This is a genomic window from Chryseobacterium sp. 27AL, from assembly GCF_057815395.1.
Map to the genome: position 1 here is coordinate 209,386 of NZ_JBYRIW010000001.1, position 23,319 is coordinate 232,704.

The 23,319-nt window shown below is 36.8% G+C and carries 19 protein-coding genes; 15 read left to right on the plus strand and 4 right to left on the minus strand.

Translation table 11 applies throughout. The annotated features are described in order from the left end of the window. Window positions 1-245: 245 nt before the first annotated feature. The 15 genes from AC3WV0_RS00955 (at window position 246) to AC3WV0_RS01025 (ending at window position 19,807) form a co-directional block, all read left to right on the plus strand. Window positions 246-2,096, plus strand: coding sequence for a glycoside hydrolase family 13 protein (locus tag AC3WV0_RS00955; protein ID WP_488843144.1), 1,851 nt, complete (start codon window positions 246-248; stop codon window positions 2,094-2,096). A 155-nt stretch (window positions 2,097-2,251) separates the two neighbouring features. Further along, complete coding sequence (locus AC3WV0_RS00960; RefSeq protein ID WP_488843146.1) at window positions 2,252-2,785, plus strand: nuclear transport factor 2 family protein; 534 nt, start codon at window positions 2,252-2,254, stop codon at window positions 2,783-2,785. Beyond that, a complete protein-coding gene (locus tag AC3WV0_RS00965; protein ID WP_488843148.1) occupies window positions 2,785-4,203 on the plus strand; it encodes an MFS transporter in 1,419 nt (472 codons plus the stop codon). The genes AC3WV0_RS00960 and AC3WV0_RS00965 overlap by 1 nt, the downstream gene beginning before the upstream one ends. Before the next feature lie 200 nt (window positions 4,204-4,403). After that, window positions 4,404-5,132 carry a pirin family protein gene (locus AC3WV0_RS00970; protein WP_488843150.1) on the plus strand — a complete coding sequence of 243 codons (729 nt, stop codon included), beginning with the start codon at window positions 4,404-4,406 and terminating at the stop codon, window positions 5,130-5,132. Window positions 5,133-5,161: 29 nt separating this feature from the next. Further along, a complete protein-coding gene (locus tag AC3WV0_RS00975; protein ID WP_488843151.1) occupies window positions 5,162-5,713 on the plus strand; it encodes an NADPH-dependent FMN reductase in 552 nt (183 codons plus the stop codon). A gap of 264 nt (window positions 5,714-5,977) precedes the next feature. Continuing rightward, complete coding sequence (purM, locus tag AC3WV0_RS00980) at window positions 5,978-6,970, plus strand: phosphoribosylformylglycinamidine cyclo-ligase (RefSeq protein WP_488843153.1); 993 nt, start codon at window positions 5,978-5,980, stop codon at window positions 6,968-6,970. Between the two features lie 74 nt (window positions 6,971-7,044). Next, window positions 7,045-7,617 carry a phosphoribosylglycinamide formyltransferase gene (gene purN, locus AC3WV0_RS00985; protein ID WP_488843155.1) on the plus strand — a complete coding sequence of 191 codons (573 nt, stop codon included), beginning with the start codon at window positions 7,045-7,047 and terminating at the stop codon, window positions 7,615-7,617. Between the two features lie 416 nt (window positions 7,618-8,033). Then, window positions 8,034-9,551, plus strand: a complete 1,518-nt coding sequence (purH, locus tag AC3WV0_RS00990; protein WP_488844688.1) for a bifunctional phosphoribosylaminoimidazolecarboxamide formyltransferase/IMP cyclohydrolase — start codon at window positions 8,034-8,036, stop codon at window positions 9,549-9,551. Window positions 9,552-9,682: 131 nt separating this feature from the next. Continuing rightward, window positions 9,683-10,921, plus strand: a complete 1,239-nt coding sequence (gene purD / locus AC3WV0_RS00995) for a phosphoribosylamine--glycine ligase (RefSeq protein ID WP_488843156.1) — start codon at window positions 9,683-9,685, stop codon at window positions 10,919-10,921. A 324-nt stretch (window positions 10,922-11,245) separates the two neighbouring features. Continuing rightward, window positions 11,246-12,775: a glutamine-hydrolyzing GMP synthase gene (gene guaA / locus AC3WV0_RS01000; RefSeq protein ID WP_488843158.1), complete on the plus strand. Its 1,530-nt coding sequence runs from the start codon at window positions 11,246-11,248 to the stop codon at window positions 12,773-12,775. 994 nt (window positions 12,776-13,769) lie between these two features. Then, a complete protein-coding gene (locus AC3WV0_RS01005; protein WP_488843160.1) occupies window positions 13,770-15,269 on the plus strand; it encodes a carbon-nitrogen hydrolase family protein in 1,500 nt (499 codons plus the stop codon). A gap of 493 nt (window positions 15,270-15,762) precedes the next feature. After that, on the plus strand, window positions 15,763-16,200 hold the full coding sequence (locus AC3WV0_RS01010; RefSeq protein WP_312901782.1) for a transposase: 438 nt from the start codon (window positions 15,763-15,765) through the stop codon (window positions 16,198-16,200). A gap of 2 nt (window positions 16,201-16,202) precedes the next feature. Next, window positions 16,203-16,535: a helix-turn-helix domain-containing protein gene (locus AC3WV0_RS01015; RefSeq protein ID WP_488843162.1), complete on the plus strand. Its 333-nt coding sequence runs from the start codon at window positions 16,203-16,205 to the stop codon at window positions 16,533-16,535. A 92-nt stretch (window positions 16,536-16,627) separates the two neighbouring features. Next, window positions 16,628-18,277 carry an ABC1 kinase family protein gene (locus tag AC3WV0_RS01020; protein WP_488843164.1) on the plus strand — a complete coding sequence of 550 codons (1,650 nt, stop codon included), beginning with the start codon at window positions 16,628-16,630 and terminating at the stop codon, window positions 18,275-18,277. A 177-nt stretch (window positions 18,278-18,454) separates the two neighbouring features. Continuing rightward, window positions 18,455-19,807 carry a DEAD/DEAH box helicase gene (locus tag AC3WV0_RS01025; protein WP_488843166.1) on the plus strand — a complete coding sequence of 451 codons (1,353 nt, stop codon included), beginning with the start codon at window positions 18,455-18,457 and terminating at the stop codon, window positions 19,805-19,807. Between the two features lie 300 nt (window positions 19,808-20,107). On the opposite strand, the gene AC3WV0_RS01030 is transcribed toward AC3WV0_RS01025, so the two are convergent. From AC3WV0_RS01030 to AC3WV0_RS01045, 4 genes are all read right to left on the minus strand, one after another. Continuing rightward, a complete protein-coding gene (locus AC3WV0_RS01030; protein WP_488843168.1) occupies window positions 20,108-20,581 on the minus strand; it encodes a hypothetical protein in 474 nt (157 codons plus the stop codon). Further along, complete coding sequence (locus tag AC3WV0_RS01035) at window positions 20,582-21,235, minus strand: GDSL-type esterase/lipase family protein (protein ID WP_488843170.1); 654 nt, start codon at window positions 21,233-21,235, stop codon at window positions 20,582-20,584. Window positions 21,236-21,299: 64 nt separating this feature from the next. Then, window positions 21,300-21,761, minus strand: coding sequence for a lipocalin-like domain-containing protein (locus tag AC3WV0_RS01040; protein ID WP_488843172.1), 462 nt, complete (start codon window positions 21,759-21,761; stop codon window positions 21,300-21,302). Window positions 21,762-21,962: 201 nt separating this feature from the next. Then, the gene (locus AC3WV0_RS01045) at window positions 21,963-23,126 is read right to left on the minus strand and encodes an iron-containing alcohol dehydrogenase (protein ID WP_488843174.1); all 1,164 of its coding nucleotides are present in this window, start codon (window positions 23,124-23,126) and stop codon (window positions 21,963-21,965) included. Window positions 23,127-23,319: the final 193 nt, after the last annotated feature.

Consider the following 23,319-nt stretch of genomic DNA (forward strand, 5'->3'; position numbering starts at 1 on the left):
GTCAAAGTTTAATCTTTGACAAAGTTTTTTTATTTTTAGAAGCTTTTTTCCGCTTGGAATTTATGCTGAGCCTGCCGAAGTACTGTATCTTTTTCGTTACGACCTCCTGAACTGCGTTCGTAAATCTCTGATTTATGCTCCGGCCGTAACAAAAAAGGATGCCGTTTATATCGGGGCTAATAATACACACCATACAAACGACTTGTTCAAAGTTGAATCTTTGTTAACGTTTTAAAAATCATAAAATGAAAAAAATATATACCATATTTGCTTTATCGGCAGCATCTGTTGCATTTTCGCAAATTCAAAAAGTAGAACCGGCCTTTTGGTGGAAAGGAATGAAAAATCCTGAGCTGCAGATCCTGGTCTACGGAAAAAATATTGCCAATGATGAACTCGAAATTTCAGACGGAGTTCAGATTAAGAATATTCAGAAAGTTGAAAATCCGAATTACGTTTTTATAACCGTAAATACTAATGATATCAACGTTCCGAAGTTTAAAATAAATACTAAAAAAGGCAAAAAAACAACCAGCTCTTACACTTATGAATTAAAGCAAAGAGAGCCCCATTCTGCAGACCGGGAATCTTTTACTTCCAAGGATGTCATGTATCTCATCATGCCCGACCGTTTTGCTAATGGTGATGAAAAAAATGATTCAAACTCTAACTTAACGGAAAAAGCAAACAGAAGCCTTCCCAACGGACGTCATGGTGGAGATTTACGAGGAATTATCAACAATCTCGATTATATTCAGAATCTGGGAGCAACAGCAGTCTGGCTTACTCCGGTGAATGAAGACAACGAAAAAGTATATTCTTATCACGGCTATGCACAGACCGATTTATATAAAATAGATGCCCGCTACGGAACCAACGAAGAGTATCGTGAACTCTCCCAAAAATTAAACAAAAGAGACATGAAGCTCGTGATGGATTATGTCACCAATCACTGGGGAATTTCACACTGGATGATCAAAGATCTGCCGACAAAAGATTGGATCCATTGGTTTAATGACAAAGAAAATGGCTTTGAACGTTCCAATTACAAAACAACGACACAGTTTGATACCAATGCTTCCGATATTGATAAAAAACTAGCGTTGGACGGATGGTTTGATACAACAATGCCCGATATTAACCAAAAGAATCCCTTAGTTTTAAAATATCTTACCCAAAATGCCATCTGGTGGATTGAATACGCAGAGCTGGGAGGTTTTCGTGTGGATACTTATCCCTACAACGATAAAGAGGCAATGGCTAAATGGGCGAAAGCGATTACCGATGAATATCCGAAATTTAACATCGTAGGGGAAACCTGGCTAAATACAGCGGCATATATTTCGGCATGGCAAAAAGATTCTAAAACAGGTGAAGCGGCAAATTATAATTCTAATCTTCCGTCGGTGATGGATTTTATGTTGTACGGTGATCTGCCAAAAGCATTAAAGGAAAAAGAAGGCTGGGACAGTGGAATGAATCGTATTTACAACAGTCTGGCAAGTGATTTCCTTTATCCTGATATCAACAACGTTATGGTTTTCTTTGAAAATCATGATACCGAAAGATGGAATGAAATATTCAATGATGATCCGAAAGCTTATAAATTAGGATTAACATTAATATCAACAGTCCGCGGAATTCCACAGATTTATTACGGATCAGAAGTCGGAATGCGGGGTGATAAAAATAAAGGTGGGGATGCAGATATACGGAGGGATTTTCCGGGAGGCTGGAAATCTGATAAAGTAAACGCTTTTAAACCTTCAGAACAGACTGCCGAACAAAAAGAATTTTATCAGTTCACTCAAAAACTATTGAACTGGAGAAAAGGAAAAGAAGTCATTCACACCGGAAAAACTAAAAATTTCGTCCCGCAGAATAATGTTTTTGTGTATTTTAGATATAACGAAAAAGAAAGTGTGATGGTCATTTTAAATAATAATGAAACAGAGCAGACATTGGATCTGAAGCATTTTGCTGAATCATTAAAAGGATTTTCAAAAGGAAAAGATATCATCTCCGATAAAGAATTTTCATTACAGAATAATCTCACAATACCCGCAAAAACATCTATGGTCATTGAATTGAAATAAAACATAAATAACACAGACGTTTCACAAATATCACAATTAAACTTTGTTATCTTACTTAAGTGAAACGCCTTTGCGAACTTAAAAACAGTTAGTAGTCAAGAACAAACTTTGCGCTCTTTGCGCTAAAAAATAAAATTAAAGGTTTATAATTAAATATGAAAAAAACAACAATATTCTTTACTTTCATCATATGTCTATTGAGCTTTACGACCATTTCGGCTCAGACAAAAGTTGAAAAAGAAAAAGCAGAAATCGGAATGATGCTCGACGGATTTAATGTCGCAGCCGCAAAAGCAAATTTCACTGATTATTTCAATTATTTTGCTGAAGAATCTACCTTTATCGGAACAGATGCAACGGAAATTTGGGACAAAAAAGCATTTATGAGTTGGGCCAAACCTTATTTCGACAAAAAACAAACCTGGAATTTCACTTCATTAAAAAGGAATATCTATTTCAGCAACGATGGAAAACTAGCCTGGTTTGATGAATTATTGGATACCCAGATGAAGATCTGCCGGGGATCCGGTGTTGTTGAAAAGATCAACGGACAGTGGAAGATAAAACAATACGTTCTATCGGTAACTGTTCCCAATGAAGTGGTAGATAAAGTTGTTGAAATTAAAGCTCCTATAGAAGACAATTTAATTAATGATATGAATACTAAAGAGGTGAATACTAAAAAATAATGGCTGAGATAGAAGGAAAATATATTAAAGGTAATTTTGGCATAACAAAAAAACCGAACCTTTCCATGCTTCAGATCATCAACATGAGCATGGGTTTTTTGGGAATCCAGATGGCATTTGGGTTACAGAACGGAAATGCGAGCCGGATTCTGGCAAATTTCGGGGCAGATGTTCACGAGCTGTCATGGTTTTGGCTGGTAGCTCCTGTAACAGGATTGATTGTACAGCCGATTATCGGTCATATGGGAGACAATACCTGGAGCCCGCTGGGAAGAAGAAAGCCTTATTTCTTAATAGGAGCGGTTTTGTGCGCCATTGGATTGGTGATGCTTCCAAATGCAGCTTCAGCAACGCAGATGATGGCCGCAAATGTATTATTGATGGCAGTGATTTTTCTGGCAATGATGGATGCATCAATCAACGTGGCTATGGAACCTTTCCGCGCCTTGGTGGGAGACATGCTGCCGAAACATCAGGCAACGATAGGCTTTTCAGTTCAGACGATTCTCATAGGAATCGGTGCTGTTATCGGATCAGATCTGCCGGGCTGGCTGACTAAGATGGGAATTTCCAATGAGGCGCCTAAAGGATTTGTGGCAGATAACGTGATCTACGCTTTCTATATTGGAGCGGCAGTACTGATATTATCGATTCTGTACACCATTATTACCACCAAAGAATACTCACCGGAAGAATTTGCCTCATTTGAAGGCGGAAAATCTATTGCAGAAGACAAATCAAAACTTTCTGATATCTTTAAAGATTTTGCCAACGTACCTTCCCAAATGAAGAAATTGGGAATTGTACAGTTTTTTTCCTGGTTCGCTTTGTTTACGATGTGGGTTTTTACAACGAGTGCTCTGGCAACACATCATTTCGGGCTTTCACCTGATGATACTCATTCTGCTGAATTTAATAAAGCTGGAGACTTAACAGGAAGTTTGTTCGGAAGCTATAATTTCTATGCCATATTCTTTGCTTTTGCTTTAACGCCGATTGCTAAATTGATAGGTAAAAAGCAGACACACGCTTTAGCCCTGACTTGTGGTGGATTGGGTCTCATTGCCATGTATTTCATTAAAGACATTCATTATCTCTGGATCTCAATGGTCGGACTTGGATTTGCCTGGGCAAGTATTTTAGCCATGCCTTATGCCATGCTTATCGATTCAATTCCACAAAAGAAAATGGGGGTTTATATGGGGATTTTCAACTTCTTTATCGTAATTCCCCAGATCATAAACGGGATTTTTGGAGGCCCGATCGTAAGCGGAATCTTTAGAAAAATGGCTATTGATTACATCGTAGTCGGTGGAATTTGTATGCTGTTGGCAGCTGTTTTAACAATGATCTTTATTAAATCAGAACATGATACTCCAAAGGAAATTGAAGAAGAGATTCAGCAGGTACATTTTTAACTGAAATTTTGTTTCATATAAATAATCAATAGGAGCGGACTTTAGTCCGCTTTTTATATATCACATGTATGGCTTTAGCCGAAGTTTCAATACATATACTTTTTAAATTCTCCGCAAAAATTAGCTTAAATCCATTCTTATCCTACATCAACACCTGACCGATTTATTGAATGTACATTTGTACCATAAATAATCACAATATGAAAACAGTATATCATAAAGCAGATACAAGAGGCCACGCCAATCATGGATGGCTGAATTCTTACCATACATTCAGTTTTGCAAACTATCAAAACCATGAAAGAACGCATTTCGGAGTTCTCAGAGTATTGAACGACGACACCGTTTCTCAGGGAATGGGTTTCGGAACGCACCCGCATAAAAACATGGAAATTATTTCTATCCCTCTGGAAGGTGATCTGGAACACAAAGATTCCATGGGTACAACAGCTGTTATCAGAAAAGGAGAGATTCAGGTGATGAGTGCCGGAACCGGCGTAATGCACAGCGAATACAACAAAAATAAAGATGAGGAAGTAAAATTTTTACAAATATGGGTCTTCCCAAGAGAAATGAATGTTGAACCGAGGTATGATCAGAAAAGTATAAAAGAAGGCGAGAAGATTAATGGATTCCAGCAAATTTTATCGCCGGATAAAAATGACGCCGGAGTTTGGATTCATCAGGATGCATGGTTCAATCTGGCTAACTTTACCAAAGGAAACGGTAAAAATTATATGCTTCATAAAAAAGGAAACGGGGTATATGCTTTTGTATTAAAAGGAAGTGCAAAAATTGGCGACAGGGTATTAAACGAAAGAGATGGACTGGGAATTTGGGATACCCAAAGTTTCAATATTGAAGCAGTAGAAGATACCGAAATTCTTTTAATGGAAGTTCCGATGGAATTGCCATCTTACCTTAAATAATATTAAATTTGTAAACTTAAATATAAACAATGAAAATTTTAGCTATAGCCGGAAGCAATTCCGAAACATCAATCAACAAACTTTTAGTTTCTTACGCAGCTTCACTCATTCAGAATGCAGAAGTGGAAATCGTAGATATGAATCAATTTGAAATGCCGATCTACAAACATCAGCGTGAAGTGGAAAATGGCGTGCCTCAGCAGGCAGTGGATTTTGCTTCAAAAATTGATGCTGCAGACATACTTTTAGTTTCTCTTTCCGAGCACAACGGAACGTATTCTACAGCTTTCAAAAATGTATTCGACTGGACCTCCAGAATCAAGGATAGAGCAGTGTGGAACGAAAAACCAATGCTGTTGATGGCAACAGCTCCGGGAGCAAGAGGGGGATTAGGTGTTTTAGAAGCGGCAGCAAAACGTTTTCCACTGCACGGCGGAAATATTGTTGATACCTTTACGCTACCTTTCTTCAATGATAATTTTGACAAATCGGCTCAGAAAATTTCTAATGAAGAGAAAGACAGCGAATTGAAGCAAAAGATTGCAAAAGTTTCAGCAGTAGAAATTATCCTTGAAAAATAGATTTGAATATTAATTTAAAATTAATATCTTTGCAAAAAGAAAAAAGATGAATATTCAGACCACTTTTAAAGAATGTTTCTCCAAGAAAGGGAATATTGTGGGCTCTGAAATTCTGAGATAATACAACGCCGATAATCTACCAAGATTGTCGGCTTTTTTATTTTCGAAATTAGAACTAAAATAGAAATAAATTGTGCCAATTTAGCACATTAACAATTACAATCATTGTTAATCGTTAAACTGATACACTCTTACATTAATAATATGAGCAACACTTACAAATCTGCAGGAGTAGACAAAGAAGAAGGGTACAAAACCGTTGACAAAATCAAAAAAGCAGTTGGAGAAACTCACAATTCCAATGTATTGAACCATTTAGGAAGCTTCGGTGCTTTTTATGAAATCGGAGGATACAAAAACCCTGTTTTGGTTTCCGGAACCGATGGAGTAGGAACAAAGCTGAAAGTAGCCTTAGATTCTAAAAAATATGATTCTATCGGGGTAGACTGTTTCGCAATGTGCGCCAATGATATCCTTTGCCACGGTGCAAAGCCATTGTTTTTCCTTGATTATCTTGCCTGCGGGAAGTTAGACTCTGAAATTGCGGCTGAAATCGTTTTAGGAATGGTAGAAGCATGTAAAGATAACAACTGTGCATTGATCGGTGGAGAAACTGCCGAAATGCCGGGGATGTATCAGCCGGGAGATTACGACGTTGCAGGATTCTGCGTAGGAATTGTTGAAAAAGACCAGATTATTGATGGTTCGGGAATTAAAGCGGGTAATAAAATTATTGCATTGCCAAGTTCAGGTTTCCACTCAAACGGATTTTCTTTGGTAAGAAAAGTTTTCCCTGATTTCAATGAAGAATTTGAAGGAAAACCTTTATATGAGACGCTTTTAGTTCCTACAAGATTATATTATAAAGATATTCATAAAGTTCTTGAAGAAGTAAAAGTATGTGGTATTGCTCACATCACTGGTGGCGGATTATACGAAAACGTTCCGAGAATTATTCCTGAAGGTCTTTGTGCTTCAATCGAGGCATCGAAAATAGAAATTCCAGGTATTATGCTTGAATTGGAAAAAAGAGGTGGCGTAGCCCGTGAAGAAATGTTCGGAACCTTCAATATGGGTGTCGGAATGATCCTGGTAGTAGATTCAGAACACGCAGAAAAAGTATTGCACCTTCTTGATGATGCCTACGAAATCGGAGAAATTACCGAAGGAAACGAAAAAATCAAACTATCAATATAACAATTTATCGATGTACCAGTGTACCAATTGAATCATTGTTACATTGATAAACTGATACATTGTTACATTAATTTATGAAAAACCTAGTTGTACTCGTTTCAGGTTCAGGAAGCAATCTTCAGCGAATTATCGATGCCATTGATAGCGGAGAAATCCGGAATGCAAAAATATCGTTGGTTGTGGCTGACAGGGATTGTTACGGACTTGAAAGAGCAAAAAAACATTATATAGACAACGTTCTGATTCCGAGAGGCAAAAACTTCAGCAGTGAATTGAATAAAATGATTCCTGAAAATACAGATTTAATCGTATTGGCCGGCTTTTTATCCATTCTGAAGCCTGAATTCTGTGAAAAGTGGAACGGTAAAATAATCAACATTCACCCGGCGTTACTTCCGAAATTCGGAGGAAAAGGAATGTGGGGACATCATGTTCACAACGCGGTAATTGAAGCTAAGGAAAAAGAAAGCGGAGCCACGGTACATTTTGTAACGTCAGGAATTGATGAAGGAGAAGCTATTCTTCAGAAATCATTTGAAATTACAGAAAATGACACTCCGGAAACCGTAGCAGAAAAAGTTCATTTAATTGAATACGAAATTTTTCCAAAAGCTATAAACAAAGTATTAAATAATGTACCAATTTAGTAATGTAACAATTTACCAATCTAAATGATTGATACATTGTTATACTGATACATTATTACATTAATAAAAAGCACAATTAGATTTTATTATTTCGAAAAACAAGAAAATCTAAGTAAAAATAATAGACCGGAGGTGAAAGAACCGGTCAACAGTTTGAAATAGCTGTAAAAAGTAATTGAAAGTAAAAGTTCTTTAAGTCGTGGAGTCCTGAAAGGACGACCTACATCAGGCTAGGACGAAAGTCCTATCAGATTGTAAAATGAAAGTCCTGAAAGGACGACCTACATCAGGCTAGGATGAAAGTCCTATCAGTTTGTAAAATGAGAGTCCTGAAAGGACGACCTACATCAGGATAGGATGAAAGTCCTATCAAATTGTAAATGAAGAACAACTACAAAGAAAAAATTGAAAGTAAGATGAGCAAAAAAAGAGTTTTAATCAGTGTTTCTGACAAAAGCGGATTGATCGAATTCGCACAGTTTCTCGAAGCCCAGAATTATGAATTGATCTCTACAGGAGGAACGTTCAAACATTTGAAAGATGCTGGTTTAAATCCAATTCAGATTGATGAGGTGACCGATTTTCCTGAAATGTTAGATGGAAGAGTAAAAACATTACACCCGAAAGTTCACGGTGGATTATTGGCCGTTCGTTCCAACGAAGAGCACATGAAAACCGTTCAGGAACATGAAATTGGACTGATCGACATGGTGATCGTGAATCTTTATCCTTTCTTTGAAAATGTAAACAAAGACATTTCTCTACATGAAAAAGTAGAATTTATCGATATTGGTGGTCCTTCAATGCTTCGTTCTGCAGCCAAAAATTTTGATTCTGTGACGGTAATTACCGATGTTGAGGATTATGCAGCCGTAAAAATCGAAATGGAGCAAAACGGTGATACCTATATCGAAACCCGTAAAAAACTGGCAGGAAAAGTATTCAATCTTACTTCTGCGTATGACGCAGCGATCTCAAGAATGCTTTTGGAAGAAGAATATCCAACTTATTTAAATGCCTCTTATAAAAAAGTTTCTGACCTGAGATATGGTGAAAACCCGCATCAGACAGCCGCTTACTACGTTTCTACTTTCGAGAACGGTGCCATGAAAGATTTCGAACAGTTGGGAGGTAAGGAATTGTCTTTCAACAATCTTCGTGATATGGATCTTTGCTGGAAAGTGGTAACAGAGTTCAAAGAAGAAATGGCTTGTTGTGCTGTAAAACATTCCACACCTTGTGGCGTAGCAATCGGAACTTCAGCGTTGGAAACGTATCAGAAAACTTTCGAATGCGATCCTGTTTCTATCTTTGGCGGAATTGTTGCAATGAACTACAAAATCGACGCAGCAACGGCTGAAGAATTAAATAAAACGTTCCTTGAAATCGTAATGGCTCCTGAATTTGATGAGGAGGCGCTGGAAATTTTAAGAAAGAAAAAGAATGTAAGAATTATAAAAATCGTAAACCCTGTTTCCGACAAACAGACTTGGGTGAAGATCGACGGAGGAATTCTTGTTCAGGACAACGACAGTATCTTCTCTGAAGACATTAAAGTCGTTACTGAAACTCAGCCTACGGAAGAGCAGAAAAAAGCATTATTATTCTCTCAGAGAGTAGTAAAATATGTTAAATCTAACGCTATTGTAGTTTCCAACGGAATTCAGGCCTTCGGAATCGGTGGCGGACAGGTAAACAGAATCTGGGCAACTCAGCAGGCAATTGAAAGAGCTAAAGAAAAGTTTTCGGGCGAATTGGTGTTGGCTTCAGACGCATTTTTCCCTTTCCGTGACGTGGTAGATTTCTGCGCTCAGGAAGGTATCACAGCGATTATCCAGCCAGGAGGAAGTGTAAAAGATCAGGATAGCATTGATGCAGCCAATGAGCACAACATTCCGATGATGTTTACCGGAATCAGACACTTCTTACATTAATTGAAAAGCAATAAGCTATTAGCAATTGGCAATCGGCAATCGGCAATCGGCTAAAATTATATTTTGAGATTGTATTTATAGCATTCAAAATTATATATTTGTAAATTATAGACTAGATAATTAAATAAAGTATGAGAATATTAATCATAGGCGAAGGTGGAAGAGAATCTGCTTTGGCAGCAAAACTTCAGAATGACCCAAGAATTTCTAAGATGTTTTTCGCCAACGGAAACGCAACCACTGATGTAATAGGAAAAAATGTTCATTTATCAGAGATTAAAGAACTGAGAGACTTTGCAATCAAAGAAAAGATTGATTTAACGATCGTTGGGCCTGAAGCACCGCTTGTTGCCGGCTTAAAAGACGAATTCAAAAAGCATGATCTTAAAGTTTTTGGTCCGAATCAAAAAGTTGCAAGTCTTGAAGGAAGTAAGGCTTTCTCTAAGAAATTCATGCAGACCTATGATATCAAAACGGCAAAAGCAAAAGTATTTGATTCATATAACGAAGCCAAAGAATATGTTCAGACACAGGAATTTCCTCTGGTTGTTAAGGCAAGTGGTCTGGCTGGCGGAAAAGGTGTTGTCATCTGCGATACTTTGGAAGAAGCTGAGGCTACGATCCACGATTTCATGATCAGAAGAATCTATGGCGATGCCGGAATACGTTTAGTTATTGAAGAATATCTTGAAGGTTTTGAAGCGTCTATTATTGCTTTCTCAAACGGAGATAAACTTTTCCCTTGTGTTGCTGCCAAAGATTACAAAAAAGCAGGAAACGGCGATACCGGACCGAATACAGGAGGTATGGGATCTGTAGCGCCAAGCCCGGAATTTACTCAGGAACATTACGAAGACTTTGACAAAAACATTCTTCAGCCAACACTGAACGGACTTAAAACTGAAGGATTCAGCTTTAAAGGAATTATTTTCTTCGGACTGATGGTTACTAAAAACGGAACTTACCTTCTGGAATATAACATGAGATTCGGAGATCCTGAAACTCAGGTATTAATGGCCTTAATGGAAAACAATCTTCTTGATGTAATCCAGGACTGCATGGAAGGAAAAGAAATTGAGCTGAAGTTTAAAGATGAAAAAGCAGTTTGCCTGGTAATGTGTTCAGGAGGTTACCCTAGAAATATCGAAATAGGTTTCGAAATTGTGGGAGAAGATAAACTGAAATACAGCAAGCTTTTATACGCAGGAGCCATCACAAAAGGAGATAAAGTAGTTTCCAACGGAGGCAGAGTACTGAACATCGTAGCGACTGGAGCCACTTATGAAGATGCTCGCAAGAAAGTTTACGAAGATGCAAGTCATGTACATTTCGATTACGGCTTCTACAGAGAAGACATCGGAAAGTTCTAACATAAATCACGAAAAAAGATTTGGAGAAATCCAGGTCTTTTTTTGTAAAGGTTTCATCATTGAAAGATTTCCATCAATAGGATCGGGCTTTAGCCCGATTAACAAAAAAAGAAATCACATTGGCTTTAGCCAAAACGTAAAAGATTAATTAAAAATATTTGAGTTAAATTTTAATTTAAAATAAACCCGATTTTTGTCATTTCGTACGAATCTCTGCAGTAATGATAAAATTTAAAGGGCGTAGATTCCTACGGAATGACAAACGCACTTGAAAACTTTTAAAATAACTCATCATTTATCAATCATCATTCATCAATTATAAAAATGAACAACGGTATTATCATATTAGATTTCGGATCACAGTACAACCAGCTTATCGGAAGAAGGATACGTGAAATGGGAGTATATTCTGAAATTTTGCCTTTCAATACACCATTAGAAACAATTTTAGAAAAGCAGCCAAAAGGAATTATCCTTTCAGGAGGGCCAAGTTCTGTAAATGCAGAAAATGCCCATCTGGTACAAAAAGAACTATATGAGCAGGGAATTCCTGTTTTGGGAATCTGCTACGGAATGCAGTTGACGGCACACCTTTTAGGTGGTAAAGTACATAAAGGCGTAAAAGGAGAATACGGAAAAGCGCATCTGGAAATTGTAAAAGAAAGTTCCCTGTTAAAAGGCGTAACCAATAATTCTATTGTCTGGATGAGCCATTTTGACGAAGTTGGACAATTGCCTCCAGGCTTTGAGTTGAATGCACAATCAGGCGTAATTGCTTCCATGGCCAATGAAGACAAGAAAATCTATTGCGTGCAGTTCCATCCCGAAGTTTCCCACACAGAAGAAGGCGGAAAAATGTTGGAGAATTTCGTGTTCGGAATCTGTAATGCAGAAAAAAACTGGAAGCTTACAAACTATATTGAGAAAACAGTTGCAGAAATCCGTGAAAGAGTAGGAGATCAGAAAGTGATTCTTGGACTTTCAGGTGGGGTAGATTCCTCTGTTGCGGCCGTATTAATTCACAGGGCCATCGGAGATCAGCTGACATGTATCTTCGTTGATACAGGGCTTTTAAGAAAAGATGAAGGCAAAAAAGTGATGGATAACTATGGAGAACATTTCCATATGAACATTAAGCTGGTAGATGCTTCCGAAAGATTTTTATCTAAGCTGGCCGGAGTTGATGACCCTGAAGCAAAAAGAAAAATTATCGGAAACGAATTCATTCATGTTTTTGATGAAGAATCTCATAAAATTGAAGGCGCCAAATTCTTAGCTCAGGGAACGATTTATCCCGATGTTATTGAAAGCCAGTCGGTGAATGGCCCTTCAGCAGTGATCAAGTCTCACCACAATGTAGGTGGTCTTCCCGAAGAAATGGAGTTTGAACTGCTGGAACCTTTAAGAGAACTATTTAAAGATGAGGTAAGAAAAGTTGGAGAAGAGCTTGGAATTCCTCATCATTTGGTACACAGACATCCTTTCCCGGGTCCAGGTTTGGGAATCAGAGTATTGGGAGCCGTTGATGCTGAAAAAGTAAGAATTCTTCAGGAAGCAGACGATATTTTCATTGAAGAATTATATAAAAATGACTTATATGAAAAAGTTTCCCAGGCATTCGTTGTCCTTCTCCCGGTAAAATCGGTCGGCGTAATGGGAGATGAGAGAACGTACGAATACACAGCCGTAGTTCGTTCCGCCAATACCATCGACTTCATGACAGCAACATGGAGCAGACTTCCTTACGAGTTTTTAGATACCGTTTCAAGTAGAATCATCAACGAAGTAAGAGGAATCAACAGAGTAGCGTATGATATTTCAAGCAAACCGCCTGCAACCATTGAGTGGGAATAATTTGAATTGAAATTTACATATAAATCCTGCCTTCGGGCGGGATTTTTTGTGTTTTAAAGCCTGCTTATTTTAAATATGTTTTTAATAGCACTGAATCAAGGTATAATTTCTTAATTAACCTGAGTCGTGATAAGAAATGTTGTTTATATCAATAGGAATGGGCTTTAGCCCATTTTGATGTGCAAAACAACAACAGGCTTCAGCCAAAATTTAACCTGATTTTTGACACAAGTATGTTTATATTTTAGCAATGTTGATTTAAATAATAACGATGTAGCTTTAAATATTAGTATAGTCATTTTATATTTTAGTAATGTAAGTTTAAATATTAGCGATGTAAGATTAGATATTAGCATGGTCATTATATAATTTAGCAATGTTAATTTAAATATTAAGGATGTAGCTTTAGATGTTAGCATGGTCATTTTATATTTTAGCAATGTAGCTTTAGATATTAGCATGATCATTATATATTTTAACAACATTGGTTTAAATATGAGCAACTCTGATGTAGATATAAACAACTTTGTTTTAAATATAAACGACTTCACTTCAAATCCACTTATACTTTTTTTGAAAGCATTTAGATCATATTAGGCCCAAAATCAAAGATTTTCCAAAACTTCCGTGCTCTTCTTTTCACAGACTAAAATAAACTTTACTCATACGAATATTCTTATATGACTATCCCCCCCCCCCAATAAAAATATTTGTGTTCTTCTATTTTCAGTGCTAGAAATTCATAGCTATGAATTATTTGATAAAAAAAGCAAAGCACAATAATCTGTGAAAATCCGTAAAATCTGTAGTTAAATTCCCGATAAAATCTTTGATTTTTATTCTAATGTGTTCTTCTATTTTCAATACTAAAAAACTTATCTCTGTGACTTATGTGTTAAATACCTTTCGCAACCTCTGAATAATGTAATGAAAAATATTACGATGCACTTTAGAAGTGTCAGATTTTTACTAAATTTAAGTAAAATTACATCAAATGCAAATTGAAACAAGAACACTCACTGTTCAGGATTATCCAGGGTTGGTGGAGACAATGAAGCGGGCTTATCCACAAATGTCAGAATATGTGTGGTCTAAAAAAAGTATCGAGAAATTAACCAAAATATTTCCTCAGGGACAGATCTGCATCACGGTAGATGGTAAGCTGGCAGCTGTAGCGCTTTCCATCATTGTTGATTATGATGAGTTTGGTGACGATCATACCTACAGCGATATTACAGGCAATTATACATTTAATACCCATACTTCCACAGGAAATGTCTTGTACGGAATTGAAGTTTTTGTCGATCCGGAATTTCGTGAGCTTCGCCTGGGAAGAAGGTTATATGATGCCCGGAAAGAGCTTTGCGAATTGCTGAATTTAAGATCTATCATTTTAGGAGGAAGAATTCCGAACTATCATAAGCATAGTGAATTATCACCGAGGGAATACATCCGCAGGGTTCGTGATAAGGAAATCTATGATCCCGTTTTGTCATTTCAGCTTTCCAATAATTTTCTACCCATAAGAGTGTTGAAAAAATATCTTCCCGAAGACGAATCGTCAAAAGAAAATGCCGTGCTCCTTCAATGGAATAATATCTATTACAGCAAAAAGCCCAACACCATGCAGGACAGCATTATCCGTCTGGGACTTGTACAGTGGCAGATGAGGCATTTTAAAGATATTGATGCTTTCTACGAGCAGGTCGAGTTTTTTGTTGATGTGATGGGCGATTATAAAGCCGATTTTGTCCTTTTCCCTGAATTGTTCAACACCCCTTTACTCGCTCCTTTTAACAAACTTTCGGAGAGGGACAGTATGATTGAGCTGGCAAAATTGACGGAAGAAATCAAAATGAAAATTTCTGATCTGGCCATCAGTTATAATGTCAACATCATTTCAGGGAGCATGCCTGTTTTCGAAAACAATGAACTGTACAATGTAAGTTATCTTCTGCACCGCGACGGAAGAACCGATGAATACAGGAAAATTCACATCACCCCAAACGAAAGAAAATACTATGGCATGAAGGGTGGAAACGAGATTAGAGTTTTCGATACCGACTGCGGGAAAATCGGACTGGTAATCTGTTATGACGTAGAATTTCCGGAGCTTCCGAGAATTCTTGCGGATGAAGGAATGAAAATTCTTTTTGTTCCATACCTTACCGATACTCAGAATGCATACATGAGAGTTCGCCACTGTGCGGCTGCGAGAGCCATTGAAAACGAATGTTATGTTGCCATTGCGGGATGCGTCGGAAACCTTCCGGGAGTTAATAATATGGATATTCAGTTTGGTCAGGCAGCGGTTTTCACTCCGTCAGATTTTGCCTTTCCATCGAACGCAGTTAAAGGAGAAGCAACTCCGAATACAGAAATGACCCTCATTGTTGATGTAGATTTAAATCTTCTCAAAGATCTTCATCACCATGGCTCTGTTCAGGTAATGAAAGACCGGAGAAATGATCTCTATGAAACTTATTTAAGATAACGTTTATTTTTAACAATATTCAAACCTCTCGAGACGGGAGGTTTTTTTATTTATGTTTAAACTTCATTTGGGTAGCCGAATTTTAGAAATTTCAGATGAAATCACCACTGTAGAGCTTTTGATATAGTATCTGCCTCGTAATCATCTTATTGGTAGATAGTAATAAAACAATTTTGAAGAGCAATGTCAACTAAAATGCTTGTAATATTAATATTTAAATATCAATATTTTAAATATATTGTATTATCATTTAGTTTTAATTAAATTTGTAAAAATAGTTTAGCCTAAGTATAGCTAATATCACACCCTAATTTTTAATTTAAAAAACAAAAAATCATAAAATAGACCATGAAACAACAATTTTTTTATAACTCTTTATTCGGTGATAAAACATTTTCAACAGTAAACCTTTTCAATATTTAATAAGATCGCCGAAATTGATTTTATTCAGCAAAAAACTACACCATAATTTTCACATATTATACGAATTAGGATGAAATTTGACTACAAAGAAATACACATAGGAAGCATTATACAAACCCGTGTAGCAGATACGGGAACTGATCTGGAACGAATTTGTAAATTCATGAAATCTACAAAAGAACAAATCGAGGAAATGTATCAGTCAAAGAGTCTGGACAGCGATATTCTCATGAGATGGAGCAAGCTTCTGGAATACGATTTCTTCAGAATATATTCTCAACATCTTATCCTCTATGCTCCGCCTTCCAAGGTTGATAAGCAGGAAGAAAAAAAATCTCAGCTTCCCAATTTCAGAAAGAGTATCTATACCCGCGAAGTCATCGATTTTATTGTTGAGCTTATCGAAACTCAGGAAAAAACAATGCCTCAGATCGTTAAAGAATACAGGATCCCAAAATCGACACTACACAGATGGACTAAGAAATACGGAAATATTAATAATGATTAACAATGAAAAAGAACACTTCTCAGCCCGACTTCAAAAGAATATATACCGACATTCTGGAAAAAAAGTTCCCGGAAAAGAAGAAGCTTTGTGAGAAAATATTAAGCAAAAAGACACTTTCCGAGCTTGATGTTATCGCCATCAACAATATCATATTTGCTCCGGTATCAAAAGATATTATTAAATCCAATCAGCAGCACAGATCTTACAGCAAATCGACCATTATTAAGATTCTGGAATTCCAGAAACAACACGGCCTCAATAATACCAAGCTTGCTTTGCATTACAAACTTAGCCGTAACACCGTTTCAAGATGGAAAAAGCTCTTTATTGTATAAAGCTGTTCATTACTCAGTAATCGGTTGGAACTCATTTTTATTAGGAATGGTTTTTGAAATAATTGTGGCTTGTTTTTCTTATTTTTATAATTATGTTTGACAAGCAACAAAGAAAACTGAAAAGATCTGCCAAATTAATTTCCGTATTGAGCAAGTACGGATTTAAAGATCTTTTGTCAAGGATGAATGTCGGAAACAAACCTGTTGAAATTTCCAGCAATCCGGAAGAAATTATTTCAAAAGGTACCGTTTATGAGAGAATAAGGCTTGCTTTGGAAGAGTTGGGACCAACTTTTGTAAAGCTCGGCCAGACCTTCAGCAACAGGGAAGATCTTCTTCCACCGGAATTGATTCAGGAGCTGCAGAAACTTCAGGATAAGGTTGATAAAATTGAAATGAATGTCGCCGAAATTCTTGAAAATGAATTCAATATTTCTGTTGGCGATCACTTTTCCGATATTCAGAAAGATCCTCTAGCCACGGCTTCCATTGCACAGGTTTACAGAGCTACCCTGTCAGATGGAAGCCCGGTGATTCTAAAGATTAAAAAACCGGACGTGCAGGCGGTCATAGAAGATGATTTGCTGCTCATCAAAGATATTGAAAGACTCATTTCATCATATTCCGAAATCGGGGATAAACTTAATCTCAAGCAGGCTATTTCAACATTTGAGAAATCTTTGATGGAAGAAGTTTCTTTAATCAATGAGAAAGAAAATATTCTTCAGTTCAGAAGGAATTTTAAGAATAGCAAAGAAACGTATGTTCCGGAAGTCTATGAAGAATTTTCCAACAATAATGTTCTGTGTATGGAATTTATTGATGGGATTAAAGTTACAGATAAAGCATCGCTTTTAGCCAATTCTATAGATCCTGTAAATGTTTCAGAAACCGGATTGAGACTTTTTGTTTCACAGATTCTTGATTACGGCTTTTTCCATGCAGATCCTCATGCCGGAAATATTTTGGTTAAAAAAGACGGAAAGGTTGTTTTCATAGATTTTGGAGCAGTAGGCAAAATTCCTCCCAATGATAAGGAAGTCCTTGAAAATCTTATCGTAAGTTTCGTTGCCAAAAATCCTCATAAAATTGTACGCTATCTTAAGAAAATGGCAATCAGCTATCAGATCCCCGATGAGAGAAGGTTTGAAGGAGACGTTGAAGATATCCTGGAATTTGTTCACAGCACTTCGCTAAAGGAAATTGATCCTCATGCGGTTATGAATAAGATGAAGGATGTCCTAAAAGATAACCGTCTTTACATGCCCGATTATTTTTATCTTTTATTCAAAGGAATAGGCTTGATCGAAGGCGTTGGCCGAACCATCAATCCGGATCTGGATGTTGTGAAAAGTTTACATCCATACACTAAAAAGATATTTGCCAGGAAAATAAGTCCGCAGAATATTCTCAAGACAGGCATGGATAAGGTGATGAATTTTACTGATAATGTAGATGAAATCCCAAGGGAATTGCGTTCTGTTCTACAGAAATTGGACGAGAATAAATTCACGGTTTCCAGTGAGATCAAGAATATCGAAAAAACGAATCAATTAATAAAGTCAAGTATTGTTAATTTAATGCTTGCGATGATTCTTGGTGCCAATATCATTGCTACGGCGATTGTTTTTGTTTCTGAATCTGGACCAAAGGTCGGTGAAATGTCTTTGGTGGCGGTGCTGGGTTTTATTTTTTCAATTTTACTGGTTATTATTATTCTGTTAAGAATTACAAGAAAATAATTATTGAGATACTGTAACTTCACTCAGCATGATATCACTACAAATTTTTCTTTAAACAGTTAGAATCAGAAGTGTCATGCTGAGCTTGTCGAAACATCTCTATTCCAAAAAATTACCATTATCCATCTGCGAAACTTCCCGCCAAAGTTTAAAAAATTAATTACCTATCTTTGCAAAATGGAAAAACTCACTTTTGCAGATTTTGAACTTCCCGTTAAAATTCTTGATGTTTTAGCAGATCTGGAATTATTCGAACCTACACCCATTCAGGAAAAAAGTCTGAAGCCAATTCTTTCAGGACGCGATGTCATGGGAATTGCACAGACCGGTACCGGAAAAACACTGGCTTATCTTTTGCCTGTTCTCAAAACCTGGAAATATAATAAAAACGGAAATCCTACAGTTCTTATTCTTGTTCCTACAAGAGAACTTGTTGTTCAGGTAACGGAAATTCTTGAAACGTTGACAGAAAATATCACTGCAAGAGTAATCGGTATCTACGGGGGTAAAAATATCAACACGCAAAAGCTTTTATTTGACGGAGGCTGTGATATTCTTGTGGGGACACCCGGAAGAGTAATGGATCTGGCGATCGATAATGCTATTTCTTTAAAGGAAGTTCAGAAGCTGATCATTGATGAGTTTGATGAAATGCTGAATCTTGGTTTCAGACCTCAGCTGACGCATATATTTGAAATGATGAAAGAAAAGAGACAGAATATTCTTTTTTCTGCTACCATGACGGAAGCAGTTGATGAAATGCTGGACGAATATTTTGCAAGTCCGGTTGAGATTTCACTGGCGAAATCAGGAACTCCGTTAGAAAAGATCGAGCAAACTGCCTACAAAGTTGAAAATTTTAATACCAAAATCAATCTTCTTGAACATTTGTTGAAGAAAGATTCAGATATGTCCAAAGTCTTGATCTTCAATAATAACAAGAAAAATGCAGATCTTCTTTTCACTAAAATTGATGAGCTTTTCCCTGAACAGTTTGATGTTATTCACTCTAATAAATCACAAAATTACAGGCTCAAGGCGATGAAACGCTTTGAAAATGAAGAGATAAGAGGATTGATCACTACGGATGTAATGGCAAGAGGTCTTGATATTTCAGATATTACGCATGTGATCAATTTTGAAACGCCGGATGTTCCCGAGCAATATATCCACAGAATCGGTAGAACGGGGAGGGCTGACAAGGATGGAAAAGCAGTAACTTTTGTAACCAAAAAGGAAGAACCGCTGATTCTTGACATCGAATTGCTGATGGATAAGGAGCTAAAATTCATTGACTTCCCCGAAGAAGTGAAAGTTAATCCTAAAAAGATCGCTTCAGAAGAAGAACAGATCGCTATGAAAAATCCTGCTCAGGTAAAATTAAATGACGGTGGGGGAGCTTTTCATGAGAAGAAGGCAAAAAATACGAAAGAAAACTGGGGAGGCCCATCCAAGAGAAAAGCACCCAAAAAGTTTGGGGCAAACAGGGCTCAGCAAAAAGCAATCTCGAAATCTAAAAGAAAGAAATAAAATAACTCCCGGAATTTTCGGGAGTTATTGTTATAATTAAAAAGCTGTTTAAACTTTTTATATAGCCACAAACCAAAGGTTCGACGCAGTCAAAAGTCACAAAAGATGAGCTCAATTTTATCTAAAGTTGATGATGATAAATGAAAAAAGTGCACAATAGCCTTAAAAAATCTTCGATTTTTATTCTTTTGAGAACTTTGATTGTTCTAATCATTGCGTTAAGATTATCTTTTGTGACTTTTGCGGTTAATTCTACAAGTAGTTTAAATAAGCTTTAAGTTAAAATAATTTTTAGGTTAATTATAACTCATCGTCATCTTCATCAAGGAAATCAAGTTCATCATCGTTCTGAATATGATCATGAGCTATTCCCGGCGGATTAAAGAGACCCCAATCATCAACAATAAAATGTTTCCGGTTAAATCCTGCTACCCAATCTACAAATAATATCCTGAAATCTTCGATGAGCTCTCTGATCAGATTATAATATTTGGCATCCGCAAATCCGAACATTTCAAGACTGTTTCCGCTCACCAGAATATCTTTTCCTGCTTTTCGGATGATGGCTGCATTTTCCATTTTAATATCATAAAGCTTTACTGCTTCGGCACCTCTTATTTTAGCCTGAATAAGCATAATATCTCCCAGTATTTGCTGCTTTATGGTTTGAAGATACAGATTATCTTCAGGAAAAAGATCAGTAATAATCCTCAATGTTTGATGGATTTCCTCAGCTTTTTGGTAGAGCAGTGTATTTTTAAAGGATCCGTTCATTTATTTCATATAAGGTTGCATCACTGAAGTCCACAACTGATAGCCTTCAGGAGTCATGTGCAGCATGTCTTCTACGAACAGGTCTTTTCTCACATTTCCCTTGCTGTCCTGCATTACTTTTGTTATGTCAATAAACTCTGCATTAGGTTCCTTTTTCATGAAAGCGGCAATTTTTTTATTGGCTTCTTTCATCTGTGGCCATAGCTTTTCGCGGCTTGGAGAATATTTAATCGAAATATAATCCACTTCAATAGTTGGAAATTTAGATCTTATTTTATTATAAAACGTTTTGAATCTGTCTACAACAACATCGGCTTTCAATTTGTCATCATCGGCAAAATCATTCTCACCACAGTAAATAATAATCTGTTTAGGATCATAATTTAAGAGATCGTTCGCATAATAATTAAGATCGGTTAATCTCGAACCGCCGAATCCTCTGTTGATGATTTGTTTGTCTGGAAAATAAGTAGCAACATCCGTCCATTTGGTAAATGATGAGCTTCCTATTAAAAGGATGGCATCTTTAGGAGGCGTTGTTTCCTGATCCTGTTTTTTGAAATTCTGGATATCCTGCCAGAACATCGGTTTTTTTTCCTGTGAAAAGAAAAGGGCAAAAGTCAGCAATAGAAATGCTGATAACATCTTCTTCATTGTTTTAATCATTTTAAAATTTCTGTCTCATAAAAAACTCCCGTATTTTCGGGAGTTTATTTTTTTATCTTTTATAAGAAATGTAAGTGTAGTCAATCACCTGATCTCCGTCCTGATCAATATTTCCAAACATTTGCTTAATCTTCATTTCCGAACTTGTAAGAACAACTACCTGGTATTTTCTCGGACTGTCGTTGGTATATTTGATGGTAAGGTTTTTAGTTTCCGTATCATACTCATAAGTCCCTTCAGACTTACTGGCAACCTGACAGTCTGTACCTGTGCCTGCATATGCGGTGTATGCAGTGTAATAATCTGTTCTGTACTCTGTAATATTGTTGGCACTACATCCGGTAGGAACATCGGTATCAATAATGGTTTTATCGTCTTTTCCTGAAATTACTTCTGTTTTACTGGTTTTCCATTCACCTTTCATCATATCCATTTCATAAGCTTGGATATCATCATCCTGACATGAACTAAGCGCTAACGCTGAAAAGGCAAATAAAAGTAATTGTTTTTTCATTTTCACAAATTTAAGAATATGCTAAAATATAAATAAATTTGAAATATTTCTAATGAATTTAAGCTTTTTTAAACGAATGTTTGTAAACAAAATAATTCAGACAGGAAGTTTAAAGATGAAACAAGTAGGTTTATTCTCAATGCAGATCAATTGTATATTTTAAATAAACTTCCATCATTCACCTTCATACTTCTGGCTTTATTAATAGCTCATTTCTACAATCTTACGTGCATCCTCAGGGGTAAGTTTTCTGTATTCACCAAGACCTGTCCAGTTTCTTTCTGTGAACGCTTTTTCCACTCTTTCTCCTGTTCCCTGGAAATCTTCTGTGTATTCTGAAAGTTTGGTCTGGATATGCAGGCTATGGAAAAATTCTTCCAGTTTTCTGATTCCGGCTTCCGCTTTTTCCTCAATGCTTCCGTCTTTTATTCCCCATACCCTTTCTGCATATTGTGCGAGCTTTCCTTTTTTAGTTTCAAAATTATAACGGTAATGGGAAGGAGCAATGATGGCCAGTGTTCTCGCGTGATCTATTCCAAAATAAGCTGTTAGCTCATGACCCATAGCGTGAACTGCCCAGTCGGTGATAACGCCTTTCTGAATCAGACCATTCAGTGCCATCGTACAGCACCACATGAAATTTGCTGCCGCATCATAATCAAAATCATCCGCCATCACTTTAGGAGCGGTTTCCTGCAAGCTGATCAAAATGCTTTCTGCGATTCGTTCCTGCAGGTCGGCTGATGAAGGAGCCGTCATATATTGCTCCAGTACGTGAGTATAAGCATCGGTAATTCCATTAACGACCTGTCTTAGCGGAATCGTTCTCACCACTTCAGGATCCAACACTGAAAACTGTGGGAAAAGTCCCGGGCCTCCTGTAGACAATTTTTCATTGGTTTCTCTTCTTGAAATCACATATCCTGAATTCATCTCAGAGCCGGTTGCCGGTAACGTTAATACTGTTCCGAAAGGCATTCCTTCTCCTTCAAAAGTTCTTACCGGTTTTGTAAGGATTTCCCATGGTTCACCATTATAGTTTGCCGCTGCAGAAAGAAATTTGGTTCCGTCGATTACAGAGCCACCACCAACAGCCAGAAGAAATGTAATTTCTTTTTCTTTGATGAATTGTAAAGCATTGATTAAAACTTCATATTCAGGATTGGCAGGAACTCCGCCAAATTCATAGATCTCATGATCTTTCAGCGCATCTTTTACCTGATCGTAAACACCATTGTTTTTAATGCTTCCGCCACCGTAGATCATTAAGATTTTAGCATCTTGTGGAATTTCTTTGGAGATTTTGGCGATTTCACCTTTCCCGAAAAGTATTTTGGTTGGATTTTTAAACTCGAAATTAAGCATTGTTCTTAAATTTATTTTGATTCAAATGTACGCAATGCTCACTGAAAATTGAGTTAAGAAAGTTTTAAAATTCTAATGATTGATTTTTATTAAAACTATCGATCTATTAAACAACGTTTCGTCAGTTCGATTTGAAATTCTGATAGAATTTTGTATCGAGAACGGATGTCTTAATTATCAAAATTTCTCGATA